Annotated in this window: 15 protein-coding genes; all 15 read left to right on the plus strand. The window is 56.3% G+C overall.

The window, feature by feature from the left end; all coding sequences use genetic code 11:
- The first annotated feature begins 12 nt into the window (after positions 1-12).
- Positions 13-546, plus strand: coding sequence for a transcription termination/antitermination protein NusG (gene nusG, locus SIC15_RS03325; RefSeq protein ID WP_069184020.1), 534 nt, complete (start codon positions 13-15; stop codon positions 544-546).
- Between the two features lie 118 nt (positions 547-664).
- Positions 665-1,096, plus strand: a complete 432-nt coding sequence (gene rplK / locus SIC15_RS03330) for a 50S ribosomal protein L11 (protein WP_008174831.1) — start codon at positions 665-667, stop codon at positions 1,094-1,096.
- 1 nt (position 1,097) lies between these two features.
- Positions 1,098-1,796, plus strand: coding sequence for a 50S ribosomal protein L1 (gene rplA / locus SIC15_RS03335; protein WP_008174833.1), 699 nt, complete (start codon positions 1,098-1,100; stop codon positions 1,794-1,796).
- Between the two features lie 220 nt (positions 1,797-2,016).
- Positions 2,017-2,547: a 50S ribosomal protein L10 gene (gene rplJ / locus SIC15_RS03340; RefSeq protein ID WP_064228578.1), complete on the plus strand. Its 531-nt coding sequence runs from the start codon at positions 2,017-2,019 to the stop codon at positions 2,545-2,547.
- A 40-nt stretch (positions 2,548-2,587) separates the two neighbouring features.
- The gene (gene rplL / locus SIC15_RS03345) at positions 2,588-2,965 is read left to right on the plus strand and encodes a 50S ribosomal protein L7/L12 (RefSeq protein ID WP_069184021.1); all 378 of its coding nucleotides are present in this window, start codon (positions 2,588-2,590) and stop codon (positions 2,963-2,965) included.
- Positions 2,966-3,206: 241 nt separating this feature from the next.
- A complete protein-coding gene (rpoB, locus tag SIC15_RS03350) occupies positions 3,207-7,286 on the plus strand; it encodes a DNA-directed RNA polymerase subunit beta (protein WP_069184023.1) in 4,080 nt (1,359 codons plus the stop codon).
- Between the two features lie 76 nt (positions 7,287-7,362).
- Positions 7,363-11,577, plus strand: coding sequence for a DNA-directed RNA polymerase subunit beta' (gene rpoC, locus SIC15_RS03355; protein ID WP_069184022.1), 4,215 nt, complete (start codon positions 7,363-7,365; stop codon positions 11,575-11,577).
- 167 nt (positions 11,578-11,744) lie between these two features.
- Positions 11,745-12,119 (plus strand): 30S ribosomal protein S12, encoded by a 375-nt coding sequence (gene rpsL / locus SIC15_RS03360; protein ID WP_008174844.1) that lies wholly within the window; start codon positions 11,745-11,747, stop codon positions 12,117-12,119.
- Between the two features lie 114 nt (positions 12,120-12,233).
- Positions 12,234-12,704: a 30S ribosomal protein S7 gene (gene rpsG, locus SIC15_RS03365; protein WP_008174847.1), complete on the plus strand. Its 471-nt coding sequence runs from the start codon at positions 12,234-12,236 to the stop codon at positions 12,702-12,704.
- Between the two features lie 18 nt (positions 12,705-12,722).
- A complete protein-coding gene (fusA, locus tag SIC15_RS03370) occupies positions 12,723-14,828 on the plus strand; it encodes an elongation factor G (RefSeq protein WP_153634814.1) in 2,106 nt (701 codons plus the stop codon).
- Positions 14,829-14,863: 35 nt separating this feature from the next.
- Positions 14,864-16,060, plus strand: coding sequence for an elongation factor Tu (gene tuf, locus SIC15_RS03375; RefSeq protein WP_412537077.1), 1,197 nt, complete (start codon positions 14,864-14,866; stop codon positions 16,058-16,060).
- Between the two features lie 185 nt (positions 16,061-16,245).
- Complete coding sequence (gene rpsJ, locus SIC15_RS03380; protein ID WP_004580743.1) at positions 16,246-16,557, plus strand: 30S ribosomal protein S10; 312 nt, start codon at positions 16,246-16,248, stop codon at positions 16,555-16,557.
- A gap of 76 nt (positions 16,558-16,633) precedes the next feature.
- Positions 16,634-17,272 (plus strand): 50S ribosomal protein L3, encoded by a 639-nt coding sequence (gene rplC, locus SIC15_RS03385; RefSeq protein WP_008174858.1) that lies wholly within the window; start codon positions 16,634-16,636, stop codon positions 17,270-17,272.
- 11 nt (positions 17,273-17,283) lie between these two features.
- Positions 17,284-17,889 carry a 50S ribosomal protein L4 gene (rplD, locus tag SIC15_RS03390; RefSeq protein WP_008174860.1) on the plus strand — a complete coding sequence of 202 codons (606 nt, stop codon included), beginning with the start codon at positions 17,284-17,286 and terminating at the stop codon, positions 17,887-17,889.
- Entirely contained in the window at positions 17,886-18,179 is a 294-nt protein-coding gene (gene rplW, locus SIC15_RS03395) for a 50S ribosomal protein L23 (protein WP_008174862.1), read from the plus strand. Before rplD ends, rplW begins: the two co-directional genes overlap by 4 nt.
- The last annotated feature ends 13 nt before the right edge of the window (positions 18,180-18,192 follow it).

Here is an 18,192-nt window from a genome sequence, read left to right on the forward strand (position 1 = left end):
CAGGAGTGGGCAATGGCTAAGCGCTGGTACGTCGTTCATGCGTATTCTGGCTTCGAAAAGCAGGTAATGCGCACTCTCAAGGAGCGCGTTGCGCTGCACGAGATGGAAGACCGTTTCGGCGAAATCCTGGTTCCGACCGAGGAAGTCGTTGAGATGCGAGAGGGAAAGAAGCGCAAGAGTGAGCGCAAGTTCTATCCCGGGTACGTACTGGTCCAGATGGAAATGGACGACGCGACGTGGCACCTTGTAAAGAATACTCCGCGCGTCCTTGGCTTCATTGGTGGTACCAAGGATAAGCCTGCGCCAATCACCGAAAAGGAAGCGGAAGCAATCCTGCGTCGGGTAGAGAGTGGCGCTGACAAGCCCAAGCCGAAGACTCTATTCGAGCCGGGTGAGATTGTTCGTGTTATTGAAGGGCCGTTTGCGGACTTCAATGGCGTGGTTGAAGAAGTTGACTACGACAAGAGTCGAGTCAAAGTTGCTGTTCTGATTTTCGGGCGTTCAACTCCGGTAGAGCTGGAGTTTGGGCAGGTCGAGAAGGACTGACCGGCAACGAGGAATCTGAAAGCTCGCGCGCTCAAGCGACGCGGGCTTTTTGTGTCTGCTCTTGGCAGTTGTAATAACCGGGGAGCCGAAAGGCGTTTGAACCCATAGGAGATCTATCATGGCAAAGAAAATTGAAGCGTACATCAAGCTTCAGGTTGCTGCCGGTAAGGCCAACCCGAGTCCCCCCGTTGGTCCTGCACTGGGTCAGCGCGGCGTAAACATCATGGAATTCTGTAAGGCGTTCAACGCCCAGACCCAGGACATGGAGCCTGGTCTGCCGATTCCAACTGTGATCACCGTCTACAGTGATCGTAGCTTTACCTTTATTACCAAGACCCCGCCTGCACCGGTTCTTCTTTTGAAGGCTGCTGGTATCAAGAGCGGCTCTGGTCGTCCGAACACCGAGAAAGTCGGTACCGTGACCCGCGAGCAGCTTGAAGAGATCGCCAAGACCAAAGAGCCGGATCTGACTGCTGCCGATATGGACGCAGCGGTGCGTACCATTGCAGGAACCGCCCGCAGCATGGGCCTGAACGTGGAGGGCCTGTAACATGGCAAAGCTGAGCAAGCGTCAGAAGCTTATTCGTGAAAAGGTAGACTCTACTCGCTCTTACTCGGTTGACGAGGCAGTTGCACTGCTGGTCGAACTGGGCCAGAACGTGAAATTCAAAGAGTCTGTCGACGTGGCCGTCAACCTGGGCGTTGACGCGCGTAAATCCGATCAGGTTGTTCGTAGCAGCACCGTGCTGCCGCACGGTACCGGCAAAACCGTTCGTGTTGCTGTGTTCACCCAGGGTGCCAATGCCGAAAAAGCAACCGCTGCTGGTGCAGACGTTGTCGGTATGGACGATCTGGCGGATGAAGTGAAAAAAGGCAACATGGATTTCGACGTGGTTATCGCCACTCCGGATGCCATGCGTGTTGTTGGTCAGCTGGGCCAGATCCTTGGTCCCCGTGGCCTGATGCCGAACCCGAAGGTCGGCACCGTGACCCCTGACGTTGAGACCGCGGTCAAAAACGCCAAGGCTGGTCAGGTTCGTTACCGTACCGACAAAAACGGCATTATCCACGCTCCGCTGGGTAACGTTGAATTCTCTGCCCAGAACATCAAGGAAAACCTTGAGGCTCTGGTGGCAGATCTGAAAAAGGCCAAGCCCTCGTCGGCGAAAGGTGTGTATCTCAAGAAGATCACCATTTCCTCGACTATGGGTCCTGGCCTGACTATCGATCAGAGCGGTCTCGCTATTTGATCCTTTGATTGGTGGTTGCTTTGTAGTCTGGGCGGAAGCCAAGGCTGTCAAAGACCGCAGGCCCCCGAGACCCTCTGCGTGCAGAGGGTCACAAGGGTTAAAGCAACGCCTGCGCAGACGGTGTGAAGACGTTCTCTCTGAACCCAAACACCGTTAGGAGCCCCGCGAGGGGTATATGTGGGTTTGCCGGGAAGACCCGGCGAAATCGAGGAGAAATCCAGTGGCAATTAGACTCGAAGACAAGAAAGCGATCGTCGCTGAAGTCAACGAGACTGCCGGTGGTGCTCTGTCTGTGGTTATGGCTGACTACCGTGGTGTTACCTCTGGTGACATGACGGCGCTTCGTGCCAAGGCTCGTGCCGAAAACGTGCGTCTGAAGGTTGTTCGTAACAACCTCGCCAAGATCGCGATTCGTGGTACCGAGTTCGAGTGCATCGACGAAGCCCTGGTTGGTCCGACCATTCTGGCATTCTCTATGGAAGATCCGGGCGCGGCAGCGCGTCTGCTGAAGGATTTTGCCAAAGAGAAAGAAGCGTTCGAGATTAAAGGCCTGGCCGTCGGCGGAGAGCTGATGGGTGCAGACCAGATCGACCGTCTTGCCAAGCTGCCAACACGTCACGAAGCGCTGACAATGCTGGCCGCTGTAACACAGGCACCGATCACCAAGCTGGCACGGACACTGAACGAAGTTCCTTCGAAAGTGACTCGTGCTGTAGCGGCAGTTCGCGACCAGAAGCAAGAAGCTGCTTGATTCTGTTGAACACCATTTTTTATATTTTTGGGAGAAAGTCATGGCTCTGTCTAACGAAGACATTTTGAACGCAATTGCTGAAATGAGCGTAATGGACGTTGTTGCGCTGGTTGAAGCAATGGAAGAAAAATTCGGTGTATCCGCCGCTGCAGCCGTTGCCGCTGCTCCGGCCGCTGCTGGTGGTGGCGAAGCCGCTGCTGAAGAGCAGACCGAGTTTGACGTTGTACTTACCGGTCCTGGTGAGAAGAAAGTAAACGTAATCAAGGCCGTTCGTGAACTGACCGGCCTGGGTCTGAAAGAAGCTAAGGAAATGGTCGACAGCGCTCCTTCCGTTATCAAGGAAGGCGCTAGCAAAGACGACGCTGAAGAAGCCAAGAAGAAGCTTGAGGAAGCAGGCGCTTCTGTTGAGCTCAAGTAAGAGTCGGCTGTTGATCGAAACCGTGCAATAAGCATGGACAGGCTGGTGGCTTTGGGCCACCGGCCTTTTTCTGTTGTATATGCTATAGAGTCTGGTGAGCAATTGCAGGTTGATGTCAGATCTATAACCTACAGCCAGAGTCTTGTTCAAGACGGCGCGACAAGCCGAGCAATTCGGCCCCGAAGCAGAACATTGGTTGCTTCTTGATACCAGGTATCAGGTCTAAAGCTGGGGAATGCAGATGACTTACTCCTACACTGAGAAAAAGCGGATTCGCAAAGATTTTAGTAAATTGCCTTCCGTGATGGACGTCCCCTATTTGCTGTCTATTCAGCTGGATTCGTTCCGGGACTTCCTCCAAATGGAAGCCGCTCCTGAAGACCGCCGGGAAACCGGTCTTCACGCAGCATTCAAATCCGTATTCCCGATTGTCAGTTACTCTGGCAATGCCGCGCTCGAATACGTCAGTTATCGTATTGGCGAGCCGGTTTTTGATGTCAAGGAATGCCAGCTTAGGGGCGTAACCTATGCAGCGCCGCTGCGGGTGAAGGTCCGCCTTATCATTTACGATAAGGAATCGTCCAACAAGGCGATCAAGGACATTAAAGAGCAGGAAGTCTACATGGGCGAAATGCCCCTGATGACCGAGAACGGTACCTTCGTTATCAATGGTACCGAGCGTGTTATTGTTTCCCAGCTCCACCGTTCTCCAGGTGTGTTCTTCGATCACGACAAGGGCAAGACCCATTCCTCAGGCAAGCTTCTGTACTCGGCTCGGGTGATTCCTTACCGTGGTTCCTGGCTGGACTTCGAGTTCGACCCGAAGGACTCCGTGTTCGTTCGTATCGACCGTCGCCGTAAGCTTCCGGCGTCGATATTGCTTCGTGCCCTGGGCTATACCTCCGAGCAGATGCTCGATATGTTCTTCGAAACCAGTAAGTTCAGCCTGGGCGCGGAAGTGTGCAAGCTGGAGCTGGTGCCGAGCCGTCTGCGTGGTGACATTGCGACCTTCGATATCAAAGACAATGACGGCAACGTGATTGTTGAGGAAGGCCGCCGGATTACTGCTCGCCACATCAAGCAGTTGGAAAAAGCCGGTATCAACGAGCTCGAGGTGCCAACCGAGTACCTGTACGGCCGTGTACTGGCCAAAGACATGATCGATCAGGCTTCTGGGGAAGTGCTGGTTGAGTGTAACTCCGAGCTGACCGAAGAGCTGGTTACCAAGATCCTCGACGCTGGCGTGAAGGAAATCGAAACCCTTTACACCAACGACCTGGACTGCGGACCCTTCATGTCCGACACCCTGCGTATCGATCCGACCCGCACGCCGCTGGAAGCGCTGGTTGAGATCTACCGTATGATGCGCCCGGGTGAGCCGCCCACCAAGGAGTCGGCTGAGAATCTGTTCAACAACCTGTTTTTCTCTGAAGAGCGGTACGATCTGTCTGCGGTTGGCCGGATGAAGCTCAACCGTCGTCTGCGCCGTGAAGAGAGCACCGGTGAAGGCACGCTGACTCACGAAGACATCATCGATGTTCTGAAGACTCTGATCGATATCCGTAACGGCCAGGGCAATGTGGACGACATCGATAACCTGGGTAACCGTCGTGTTCGCTGTGTTGGCGAAATGGCCGAAAACCAGTTCCGTGTCGGGCTTGTGCGCGTTGAGCGCGCGGTTCGTGAGCGTCTGAGCCTTGCTGAAAGTGAAGGCCTGATGCCGCAGGATCTGATTAACGCCAAGCCGGTGGCTGCCGCGGTTAAAGAATTCTTCGGCTCCAGCCAGTTGTCCCAGTTCATGGACCAGAACAACCCGCTCTCCGAGGTCACGCACAAGCGTCGTATCTCTGCGTTGGGCCCTGGCGGTCTGACCCGTGAGCGTGCAGGCTTTGAGGTTCGTGACGTACACCCGACCCACTACGGTCGTGTATGCCCGATCGAGACGCCGGAAGGTCCGAACATCGGTCTGATCAACTCGCTGGCGACTTACGCGCGGTCCAACTCCTACGGTTTTCTCGAGAGCCCGTACCGGAAGGTCGAAAATGGCGTGGTCACCGATGAAGTGGTTTACCTTTCCGCTATCGAGGAGAGCAACTACGTCATTGCCCAGGCCAGCGCAGCCATGGACGAGAAGACCAAGCGTCTGACTGACGAGCTGGTTACCGTTCGCCATCAGAACGAATTTACCGTTACTCCGCCGGAAAGCGTCAACTTCATGGACGTCTCTCCGCGCCAGGTAGTTTCGGTGGCTGCGTCTCTGATTCCGTTCCTCGAGCACGACGACGCCAACCGGGCACTGATGGGTGCCAACATGCAGCGTCAGGCGGTTCCGACCCTGCGTTCCCAGGTACCTCTCGTAGGTACGGGTGTAGAGCGTACGGTGGCGCAGGACTCCGGTGTCTGTGTCACGGCCCGTCGTGGCGGTGTGATTGAGAGTGTCGACGCGGCCCGTATCGTAGTTCGTGTCAATAACGAGGAAACCGAAGCGGGTGATGCAGGTGTGGATATCTACAACCTGACCAAGTACACCCGTTCAAACCAGAACACCTGTATCAACCAGCGTTCCATCGTGCGTCAGGGTGACGTGATTGCCCGTGGCGACGTGCTGGCCGACGGTCCGTCCGTGGATCTGGGTGAACTGGCCCTGGGGCAGAACATGCGCATCGCGTTCATGCCCTGGAACGGTTACAACTTTGAGGACTCCATCCTCATCTCCGAGAAAGTGGTGCAGGAAGATCGCCTGACCACCATCCACATCCAGGAACTGACGTGTGTGGCTCGGGATACCAAGCTGGGTAGCGAAGAAATCACCGCGGATATTCCGAACGTTGGTGAAAGTGCGCTGTCCAAGCTGGATGAGTCCGGTATTGTTTACATCGGTGCTGAAGTGGGCCCCGGTGACATTCTGGTAGGCAAGGTCACACCGAAGGGTGAGACCCAGCTGACGCCGGAAGAGAAGCTGCTGCGTGCCATCTTCGGTGAGAAGGCGTCCGATGTTAAGGACACCTCCTCCCGCGTGCCGACCGGCACCCGCGGCACCGTTATCGACGTGCAGGTCTTTACCCGCGACGGTATCGAGAAGGATCAGCGTGCCCAGTCCATCGAGAAAGAGCAGTTGGACCAGTACCGCAAGGATCTGAAGGACGAGTACCGGATTGTCGAAGGTGCCACATTCGAGCGTCTGATGAGTGCTCTGAAAGGGCAGGAAGTGATCAGTGGGCCGGGCCTGAAAAAGGGCGCTACCCTGGAAGAGAGCTACCTGGCCGAGTTGCCGCGTTCCGACTGGTTCAAGCTCCGGATGAAAGACGAGGGTTTGAACGAACTGCTGGAGAAATCCGAGCAGGGTCTGGAAGACCGCAAGAAGGAGCACGAAGCGCGCTTTGACGACAAGAAAGGCAAGCTTCAGCAGGGCGACGATCTCGCACCGGGCGTACTGAAAATCGTCAAGGTATACCTGGCTATCAAGCGTCGTATCCAGCCGGGTGACAAGATGGCCGGTCGTCACGGTAACAAGGGTGTTATTTCCTCGGTTATGCCGATCGAAGACATGCCTTACGACGAGCACGGCAACACGGTTGACGTAGTTCTGAACCCGCTGGGTGTTCCCTCGCGGATGAACGTAGGTCAGGTGCTTGAGACTCACCTGGGCGCGGCAGCGAAGGGTCTGGGTGAGCGTATCAGCCAGATGCTGGACGAGCAGCGCAAGGTAGCTGAATTACGCAAGCTCCTGGATGAGATCTACAATCACTCAGACGAAGTGTTCAAGGTGGATCTGGATTCCCTGTCCGACAAGGAAATCCTGGAGATGTGCCACAACCTTCGGGGCGGCGTGCCCATGGCAACGCCGGTATTCGACGGCGCCAAGGAAGCCGAGGTCAAGCGTATGCTTGAGCTGGCGGGTATGAGCACAACGGGGCAGACCAAGCTTTATGATGGTCGCACCGGTGACGCGTTCGACCGCCCGGTGACGGTTGGCTACATGTACATCCTGAAGCTGAACCACCTGATCGACGACAAGATGCACGCTCGTTCCACCGGTTCTTACAGCCTGGTTACCCAGCAGCCGCTGGGTGGTAAGGCGCAGTTCGGTGGCCAGCGCTTCGGTGAGATGGAAGTGTGGGCCCTTGAGGCCTACGGCGCAGCTTACACGCTGCAGGAGATGCTCACCGTCAAGTCTGATGACGTGAACGGTCGGACCAAGATGTACAAGAACATTGTCGATGGCGATCATCGGATGGAGCCGGGCATGCCCGAATCCTTCAACGTTCTTGTCAAGGAAATCCGCTCGCTGGGTATCGACATCGAGCTGGAATCCGAGTGAGCCGAATAGTTTTTGGCAGCGTGAGCGGGCACGCGAAGTGCCCGCCCGAGATTAACGCCATCCGGAGCTTTTACTGATGAAAGATTTGCTGAATCTTCTCAAGAGCCAGAACCAAAGCAAGGAATTCGACGCCATCCGCATTGGCCTGGCGTCGCCTGACATGATTCGTTCCTGGTCCTTTGGCGAAGTGAAGAAGCCTGAGACCATTAACTACCGTACCTTCAAGCCGGAGCGCGACGGTCTTTTCTGTGCCAAGATCTTCGGCCCGATCAAGGACTACGAGTGCCTGTGCGGTAAGTACAAGCGCCTCAAGCACCGCGGCGTCATCTGCGAGAAGTGTGGTGTTGAGGTTGCACTGGCCAGCGTGCGTCGTGAGCGCATGGGCCATATCGAGCTGGCCAGCCCGGTCGCCCACATCTGGTTCCTGAAGTCACTGCCGTCCCGCATTGGCCTGATGCTGGACATGACCCTGCGTGATATCGAGCGGGTCCTGTACTTCGAATCCTTTATAGTGATCGATCCGGGGATGACCACCCTGGAGAAAGGGCAGCTGCTGAACGACGAGCAGTATTACGAAGCCCTGGAAGAATTCGGTGACGAGTTCGACGCCCGCATGGGTGCCGAAGCGGTCAAGGAGCTCCTCGAAGGTATCGATCTGCAGGAAGAGGTTGATGCACTGCGTGAGGAAATCCCGCAGACCAACTCCGAAACCAAGATCAAGAAGTTCAGCAAGCGTCTGAAGATTCTTGAGGCGTTCCTGTACTCCGGCAACAAGCCGGGCGACATGGTGATGACCGTGCTGCCGGTTCTGCCGCCGGATCTGCGCCCGCTGGTACCGCTGGACGGTGGCCGCTTCGCGACTTCTGATCTGAACGATCTTTACCGTCGGGTGATCAACCGGAACAACCGTCTCAAGCGCCTGCTGGAGCTGAACGCGCCGGACATCATCGTGCGCAACGAGAAGCGGATGCTTCAGGAAGCGGTTGATGCGCTGCTGGACAACGGTCGTCGTGGCCGTGCCATCACCGGCACTAACAAGCGCCCCCTGAAGTCCCTGGCCGACATGATCAAGGGTAAGCAGGGTCGTTTCCGTCAGAACCTGCTGGGTAAACGTGTGGACTACTCCGGTCGTTCGGTGATCGTGGTAGGTCCCTACCTGCGCCTGCACCAGTGTGGTCTGCCCAAGAAGATGGCTCTGGAACTGTTCAAGCCGTTTATCTTCTCCAAGCTCGAGCACCGCGGCCTGGCGACCACCATCAAGGCCGCCAAGAAGATGGTTGAGCGTGAGGAAGGCGTGGTCTGGGATATCCTGGACGAAGTCATCCGTGAGCACCCCATCATGCTGAACCGTGCGCCGACCCTGCACCGTCTGGGTATCCAGGCGTTCGAGCCGGTTCTGATCGAAGGTAAGGCCATCCAGTTGCACCCGCTGGTGTGTGCTGCCTACAACGCCGACTTTGACGGTGACCAGATGGCGGTGCACGTACCGCTGACCCTGGAAGCCCAGCTCGAAGCCCGTGCGTTGATGATGTCCACCAACAACGTACTGTCGCCGGCTAACGGCGAGCCGATCATCGTGCCGTCCCAGGACGTGGTACTCGGGCTGTACTACATGACCCGTGAGCGCAAGAGCGCCCTGGGCGAGGGTATGGTGTTTGCCGACGTCAAAGAGGCGCATCGTGCCTACGGCGCTGGCAAGGTCGACCTTCAGGCGATCGTCAAGGTTCGTGTGAAGGAAGTGGCGATTGCTGAAGATGGCTCTCGCACCGAAGAATACAAGATTGTTGATACCACGGTTGGTCGGGCGCTGTTGTTCGATATCGTGCCGGATGGCCTGTCCTACGAGCTGATCAACAAGCCGATGGTCAAGAAGGCGATCTCCAACCTGATCAACACCTGCTATCGCGATGCGGGTTTGAAAGACACCGTCATCTTCGCGGATCAGCTGATGTACATGGGTTATCACTACGCCACCGTTTCCGGCATCTCGATCGGTTTCAACGATTTCGAGATTCCGCCGGAGAAGTACGAGCTGGTAGACGCCGCCTCTGCAGAGGTGAAGGACATCGAGACCCAGTACGCGTCCGGTCTTCTGACCCAGGGCGAGAAGTACAACAAGGTGATCGATATCTGGTCCCGGGCCAACGACAAGGTCTCCAAGGCCATGATGGAGCGTTTGTCCAAGGAGCAGGTGATTGGTCCGGACGGCCAGCCGGTGAAAGGTGAGGACGGCGAGGATCTCATGCAGGAGTCGTTCAACTCCGTGTACATGATGGCGGACTCCGGTGCCCGGGGTTCCGCTGCCCAGATCCGTCAGCTTTCTGGTATGCGTGGCCTGATGGCCAAGCCGGACGGCTCCATCATTGAGACGCCGATTACCGCGAACTTCCGTGAAGGTCTGAACGTACTGCAGTACTTCATTTCCACGCACGGTGCCCGTAAGGGTCTGGCGGATACCGCCCTGAAGACCGCGAACTCCGGTTACCTGACCCGTCGTCTGGTCGACGTGTCCCAGGATCTGGTGGTTACCGAGCCTGACTGTGGCACCGATGAAGGTCTGCTGATGACGCCGCACATCGAGGGTGGCGACGTTGTTGTGCCCCTGGGTGACCGGGTTCTGGGTCGAGTGACCGCGCGTGACGTGTTTACACCGACCGACAAGGACAATGCTGTTGTGCCTGCCGGTACCCTGCTCGACGAGAAAACCGTCGAGATGGTGGAGCGCGCGGGTGTTGACGAAATCTGGGTCCGCTCTGCCATTACCTGTGAGACCCGCCACGGCATCTGTTCCAAGTGCTATGGCCGCGACCTCGCCCGTGGCCATGAGGTCAACGTGGGTGAAGCTGTTGGTGTTATCGCGGCTCAGTCCATCGGTGAGCCGGGTACCCAGCTGACCATGCGGACCTTCCACATCGGTGGTGCCGCGAGCCGGGCTTCCGCTGTAGATAACATCCAGGTCAAGCACGGCGGTACCGTGCGCCTGCACAACCTGAAGTCCATCGAGAAGATCGATGGCTCCCTGGTGGTGGTTTCCCGTTCTTCTGCCCTGGCCATTGCGGACGAGCAGGGTCGTGAGCGCGAGTGGTATAAGCTGCCGTACGGCGCTGTGCTCTCCGTGAAGAATGGCGATCAGGTAGAGGCGGGCGTTGTAGTTGCCAAGTGGGATCCGCATACGCACCCGATCATCGCGGAAGCCAAGGGTACAGCCAAGTTCGTCAACATGGAGGAGGGCATCACTGTCCGTACCCAGGCGGACGAGCTCACCGGTCTGTCCACTATGGAGGTTATTGACTCCAAAGAACGTCCAGCCGCTGGTAAGGACATTCGTCCGGCCATCCAGCTGGTGGACGACAAGGGCGAAGAGGTTGAGCTGCCGGGCGGCGGCACGGCGATCTTCTTCCTGCCGGCGAACGCCTTGGTCACCATGGCCAACGGCGCCAATGTCGAGCTGGGTGATGTGGTAGCCCGGATCCCGCAGGAAAGCTCCAAGACCCGGGATATCACCGGTGGTCTTCCGCGGGTTGCCGACCTGTTCGAAGCCCGTCGTCCGAAGGAATCGTCCATTCTTGCTGAAATCAGCGGCGTGGTGTCCTTCGGCAAGGAAACCAAGGGCAAGAAGCGCCTGGTGATCACGCCGAAAGACGGCGACGCTTACGAAGTGCTGATTCCGAAGCACCGTCAGCTCAACGTCTTCGAAGGTGAAACGGTTGAGAAGGGCGAGGTGATTTCTGACGGCCCGTCCAACCCGCACGACATTCTGCGTCTGCTGGGTGTGGTCGAGCTGGCCAAGTACATCACCAACGAGATCCAGGACGTTTACCGTCTGCAGGGCGTTGTCATCAACGATAAACACATCGAGGTTATCGTTCGACAGATGCTGCGCAAGGTCGAAATCACCGATCCGGGTGATACGACCCTGCTTTCCGGTGATCAGGTGGAAATCACCCAGGTGCTGGAAGAGAACGAGAAGGCCGATGCAGCCGACAAAGAACCGGCACGGTTCGAGCGTCTGTTGCTGGGTATCACCAAGGCTTCCCTGGCCACCGAGTCGTTCATTTCTGCGGCTTCGTTCCAGGAAACCACCCGGGTGCTCACCGAAGGTGCGGTTACCGGTAAGCGTGATTACCTGCGCGGCCTGAAGGAAAACGTTGTGGTTGGTCGACTGATTCCGGCCGGTACCGGTCTGGCATACCACAACGAGCGTCGTCGCAAGCGCGATCTGGAAGAGCAGGGCGTGACTGCGGCCGACGTGGAAGAAGCTCTGAGTGCCGAGCTCAACCGCGAAAGCTGAGTTGGGCCGGCGCACTGCCTCCGGGTAGTTACCTACCCGGGAGGTGGTCAAAAAGAGACCAGTCATCTTGACTGTCCGGGGGCGCAGGCTTACACTTGCGTCCCTTAAATTTTACCCCCTGCACAGGGGGTAAGTTTCATTGATATGGTTTTTTGGAGTTTGCTTACATGGCAACGATTAATCAGTTGGTGCGTAAGCCTCGTAAGCGCAAGGTAGCCAAGAGCGACGTTCCTGCTCTCCAGGCCTGCCCTCAGCGCCGTGGTGTGTGCACTCGTGTATACACCACAACGCCGAAGAAGCCGAACTCAGCACTGCGTAAAGTGTGCCGTGTTCGTCTGACCAACGGCTACGAGGTTTCCTCATACATTGGTGGTGAAGGTCACAACCTTCAGGAGCACAGTGTTGTGCTGATCCGTGGTGGTCGAGTAAAAGACCTTCCCGGTGTGCGCTATCACACTGTTCGCGGAACGCTGGACACCCAGGGTGTGCAGAACCGTAAGCAGGGCCGCTCCAAGTACGGTGCAAAACGACCCAAGTCCTGATGTCCCGAGCGGGTGTCTTTTATCGTTGCTTGTCAGAACGGTAAGAGTAAGGCTGAGTAGCATTTGCTATCTCAGGGGTTCCTGAAGACCTTTTAGATATATAAGGGCTTATCGATGCCTAGAAGAAGAGTTGCAGCTAAACGGGAAATTATCCCGGATCCGAAATTCGGCAGTGCACGTCTTGCCAAGTTCATCAACCACGTGATGGAAAGTGGCAAGAAGTCTACCGCAGAGCGCATTGTTTACGGCGCTCTGGATATTGTTGCCGAGAAATCCAAGGAAGAGCCGATCGACATGTTCGAGAAGGCCCTGGAGAACATCCAGCCGATGGTTGAGGTTAAGTCCCGTCGTGTGGGTGGTGCTACTTACCAGGTGCCTGTCGAAGTACGGCCTTCCCGTCAGAACGCGCTGGCCATGCGCTGGCTCGTCGAATATTCACGGAAGCGCGGTGAGAAGTCCATGGCTCAGCGTCTGGCTGGTGAAATCCTGGACGCCGCTGACAGCAAAGGCTCCGCTGTTAAGAAGCGTGAAGATGTTCACCGCATGGCAGAAGCCAACAAGGCGTTCTCTCACTTCCGTTTCTAATCAGCCGAGGTTTATACAGTGGCACGCAAGACTCCTATCAAGCGTTACAGAAACATTGGTATTTGTGCGCACGTTGATGCGGGCAAAACCACAACCACCGAGCGGGTCCTGTTCTATACAGGTATTTCCCACAAGATCGGTGAGGTCCATGATGGTGCAGCTACCATGGACTGGATGGAGCAGGAGCAGGAGCGTGGTATTACCATCACCTCTGCTGCGACTACGACATTCTGGCAGGGTATGGACAAGCAGTACCCTGAGCACCGGATCAACATCATCGACACCCCGGGGCACGTTGACTTCACTATCGAAGTAGAGCGCTCCCTGCGTGTGCTTGATGGTGCGGTTGTTGTGTTCTGTGGTTCCTCCGGTGTTGAGCCCCAGTCCGAGACCGTATGGCGCCAGGCCAACAAATACGAAGTTCCCCGCATGGTGTTCGTCAACAAGATGGACCGTGCCGGTGCCAACTTCCTGCGCGTTGTTGAGCAGATCAAGAAGCGTCTGGGCGCAAACTGTGTTCCCATTCAGCTGCCGATCGGTGCTGAGGACAACTTTGCCGGTATCGTGGACCTGATCCGTAACAAGGCCATCTACTGGAACGAAGCTGACTCCGGTGCGACCTACGAGCAGAAAGATGTTCCCGCGGAAATGGCAGACGAAGTCGCCATGTACCGCGAGCAGATGGTTGAAGCGGCCGCAGAAGCCAACGAAGAGCTGATGGAGAAGTACCTCGAAGAAGGTGAGCTGTCCATCGACGATATCAAGAAGGGTCTGCGCATGCGCACCCTGGCCAACGAAATCGTTGTTGCTACCTGTGGTTCTGCGTTCAAGAACAAGGGTGTTCAGGCGGTTCTGGACTCTGTTATCGAGTTCCTGCCTGCGCCGGACGAAGTCAAGGCCATTCGTGGTGAAGTTGACGACGAAGGCACCGAGGAAACCCGTCCGGTTGACGACGATGCACCGTTCGCCGCTCTGGCGTTCAAGATTGCTACCGACCCGTTCGTAGGTACTCTGACCTTCTTCCGGGTTTACTCCGGTAAGCTTGAGTCCGGTAATGCCGTCTACAACTCGGTGAAGGGCAAGAAAGAGCGCGTCGGCCGTATGGTTCAGATGCACTCGAAGGATCGTCAGGAAATCAAAGAAGTTCTGGCGGGCGACATTGCCGCAGCTATCGGTCTGAAGAGTGTGACCACTGGTGACACCCTGTGCGACGAGAATCACAAGATCATTCTCGAGCGCATGGAATTCCCGGAGCCGGTAATTTCCGTTGCGGTTGAGCCGAAGTCCAAGGCCGACCAGGAAAAGATGGGCGTTGCTCTCGGTAAACTGGCTCAGGAAGATCCGTCTTTCCGTGTCCGTACCGACGAGGAGTCCGGTCAGACCATCATCTCCGGTATGGGTGAGCTTCACCTGGACATCATCGTTGACCGTATGCGTCGCGAGTTCAAGGTAGAGGCCAACATCGGTAAGCCGCAGGTTGCCTACCGTGAGTGCATCCGCAAGCCGGTAGACGTCGAAGGCAAATTCGTACGTCAGTCCGGTGGTCGTGGTCAGTACGGTCACGTCAAGCTGAAGCTTGAGCCGCTGCCGCTGGATGATGAAGATGGCGAAAACTTTATCTTCGTGAATGAGATTGTTGGTGGTGTTGTTCCCAAGGAATACATCCCGGCAGTTCAACAGGGTATTGAAGAGCAGATGCAGAACGGCTGTCTGGCCGGGTATCCGCTGCTGCGTATCAAGGCAACCCTGTATGACGGTTCCTATCACGACGTCGACTCCAACGAGATGGCCTTTAAGGTCGCCGGTTCCATGGCAATGAAGAAGGGTGCCCTTGAGGCGAACCCGGCACTGCTCGAGCCGATCATGCGTGTTGAAGTTGTGACGCCGGAAGACTACATGGGTGATGTTGTTGGCGATCTGAACCGTCGTCGTGGTGTCATCCAGGGCATGGACGAAGGTCCTGCCGGTAAGGTCATCCGTGCAGAGGTTCCGTTGTCGGAAATGTTCGGTTACGCCACCGACCTGCGTTCTGCAACGCAAGGCCGGGCGTCCTACGCGATGGAGTTCTCTGGCTATTCAGAGGCGCCTTCGAACATTGCCGAAGCGATCATTAAAAAGGGTTGATCCCCAGGACTTAAGAAACAGGAAGAGGTGTAACCGTGTCTAAAGAAAAATTTGAGCGTAGTAAACCGCACTTGAACGTAGGCACCATCGGTCACGTTGACCATGGTAAGACCACCCTGACCGCAGCGCTGACCCGCGTATGTCACGAAGTTTGGGGTACAGGTACCGCCAGCGCATTCGATCAGATCGATAACGCGCCGGAAGAGCGTGCGCGTGGTATCACCATCGCCACCTCCCACGTTGAGTACGATTCACCGACCCGTCACTACGCTCACGTAGACTGCCCGGGCCACGCTGACTATGTTAAGAACATGATCACTGGTGCGGCGCAGATGGACGGCGCGATCCTGGTTTGCTCCGCAGCTGACGGCCCCATGCCGCAGACCCGTGAGCACATCCTGCTGTCCCGTCAGGTTGGCGTACCTTACATCGTTGTGTTCCTGAACAAAGCGGACATGGTAGACGATGAAGAGCTGCTTGAGCTGGTCGAGATGGAAGTTCGTGATCTGCTGAGCCAGTACGACTTCCCGGGCGACGACACACCGATCATCACTGGTTCCGCGCTGATGGCGCTGGAAGGCAAGGATGACAACGAGATGGGTACTACCGCTGTCAAGAAGCTGGTAGAAGCTCTGGATGACTACATCCCTGAGCCGGAGCGTGCGATCGATCAGCCGTTCCTGATGCCGATCGAGGACGTTTTCTCCATCTCCGGTCGTGGTACCGTAGTAACTGGTCGTGTTGAGCGTGGCATCCTGAAGACTGGCGATGAAGTTGAAATCGTTGGTATTCGTGACACCCAGAAGACCACTTGTACTGGTGTCGAGATGTTCCGTAAGCTGCTGGACGAAGGCCGTGCCGGTGAGAACATTGGTGCGCTGCTGCGTGGTACCAAGCGTGACGACGTTGAGCGTGGTCAGGTTCTGTGTGTGCCGGGCTCCATCAAGCCGCACACCAGGTTCGAGTGCGAAGTGTACGTACTGTCCAAAGAAGAAGGTGGTCGTCATACTCCGTTCTTCAAGGGCTACCGTCCGCAGTTCTACTTCCGTACTACTGACGTAACTGGTTCTTGCGAGCTGCCGGAAGGTGTGGAAATGGTTATGCCGGGTGACAACGTCAAGATGAGTGTTACCCTGATTGCTCCGATCGCCATGGAAGATGGCCTGCGCTTCGCGATTCGTGAAGGCGGCCGTACCGTTGGTGCCGGCGTAGTCTCCAAGATCATCGAGTAATCTCCTCGTTTGATCAGGAAAAAGGGGCTGATTCTTCAGCCCCTTTTTCTGTTTCAGTCGCAAAGCCTGCCTGACCTGGTCAACCAGCATTGTTGTTGACAGGGTTGGGTATTATGCATACAATGCGGCTCCTTTTTTTGAAGGTCGGCTAACAAGTAGCTGCTACGAGTGGAGTTTGGTGCATCATGCAAAGCCAAAAAATTCGAATCCGGTTGAAGGCGTTTGATTATCGCCTGATCGACCAGTCCACGCAGGAGATCGTCGATACCGCCAAGCGGACCGGCGCTCAGGTGCGTGGCCCTATCCCTCTGCCGACGCGGAAGGAAAAGTACACCGTATTGATCTCTCCGCACGTCAACAAAGACGCGCGTGATCAGTATGAAATTCGTACGCATAAGCGTTTGCTCGACATCGTTGAGCCGACGGAAAAGACAGTAGATGCTCTGATGAAACTGGACCTGGCAGCAGGTGTAGACGTTCAGATCAGCCTCGGCTAATACCGCCCGGTATTAGTCTGTGTAACTGTCATAAGGCCATAGAGGGTGAGAGCCCCGTACACTTAAGAGGTGAAACATGGCAATTGGTGTTGTCGGTCGTAAGGCCGGTATGACCCGTATTTTTACGGAAGATGGGCAGGCGCTGCCCGTAACGGTAATCGAGGTTGAGCCCAACCGCATTACCCAACTGAAAACTCTTGAAAGCGATGGCTACCGCGCCGTACAGGTGACAGTCGGTACTCGTCGATCCTCTCGTGTTACCAAGAGCGAAGCGGGCCATTTTGCCAAGGCTGGCGTTGAAGCCGGTCGTGGTATGTGGGAATTCCGTCTTGCTGATGGCGAAGGCGAAGACCTGGCCGCCGGTGGCGAAATTACAGCTTCTGTATTTGAGGACGGTCAGGTGGTTGATGCCATCGGTCAGTCCAAGGGTAAAGGCTTCCAGGGCGGCGTAAAGCGCTGGAACTTCTCAATGCAGGACGCCACTCACGGTAACTCTCTGTCTCACCGTGCTCCGGGTTCCATTGGTCAGAACCAGACTCCGGGCAAGGTATTCAAGGGCAAAAAGATGGCGGGCCAGATGGGTAACGCTCAGGTAACTGTGCAGAACCTGAAGATCGTCCGTGTCGACGCCGAGCGCAACCTGCTGCTGGTAAGTGGTGCCGTTCCCGGCGCAACTGGCGGCGATGTTGTCATCAAGCCTGCAGTTAAAGCCTGAGGAGCGGTGCGATGGAATTGACTATTACAGGTAGCGGCAAAGGAATTTCTGTTTCCGACGCCGCATTCGCCAAAGATTTTAACGAGTCGCTGGTTCACCAGGTTGTGACTGCCTACATGGCAGGCGCCCGCCAGGGTACCAAGGCTCAGAAGACGCGTTCTGAAGTAAGCGGTGGCGGTAAGAAGCCATGGCGTCAGAAGGGCACCGGTCGTGCCCGAGCTGGTACCATCCGCAGCCCGATCTGGCGCTCCGGTGGCGTTACCTTCGCTGCCAAGCCCCGTGGCTTCGAGCAGAAGGTTAACCGCAAAATGTACCGCGCAGCGATGCGCTCCATTTTTTCCGAGCTGGTTCGCCAGGAGCGTCTGGTTGTTGTTGACGACATGAACGTTGACAGCCCGAAGACCAAGGCATTCAACGCCAAGCTGAAGGACATCGGTGTGACCAATGCGCTGATTCTGTCCGACAACGTCGAGCAGAACCTGCACCTGGCCTCACGCAACATCCCGCACGTTGATGTGCGTGATATTGCTGGCCTGGATCCGGTTAGCCTGGTTGCCTTCGAGAAGGTCGTTGTGACCGTTCCCGCTCTGAAGAAGATCGAGGAGATGCTGGGATGAATCAGGAACGTATTTACAAGGTCCTGCTTGGACCGCACGTATCGGAAAAAGCGTCTCTGGCAGCAGAGCGTGGTCAGGTTGTGTTTCGTGTAGCACCCGATGCCACCAAGCCCGAGATCAAGAAAGCCGTTGAGCAGCTGTTCAACGTCACCGTAGAAGGTGTTCAGGTTCTGAACCGTAAGGGTAAGCTCAAGCGCACTATCCGCGGGTTCGGCAAGCGTAATGACATTCGTAAGGCTTACGTCAAGCTGGCAGAAGGTCAGGACATCGATTTTCTGGATGTGGAATAAGGTAAAGGGGTCG

The sequence above is a fragment of the Marinobacter sp. MIT932201 genome, from assembly GCF_047123295.1.
Lineage (GTDB): Bacteria > Pseudomonadota > Gammaproteobacteria > Pseudomonadales > Oleiphilaceae > Marinobacter > Marinobacter salsuginis.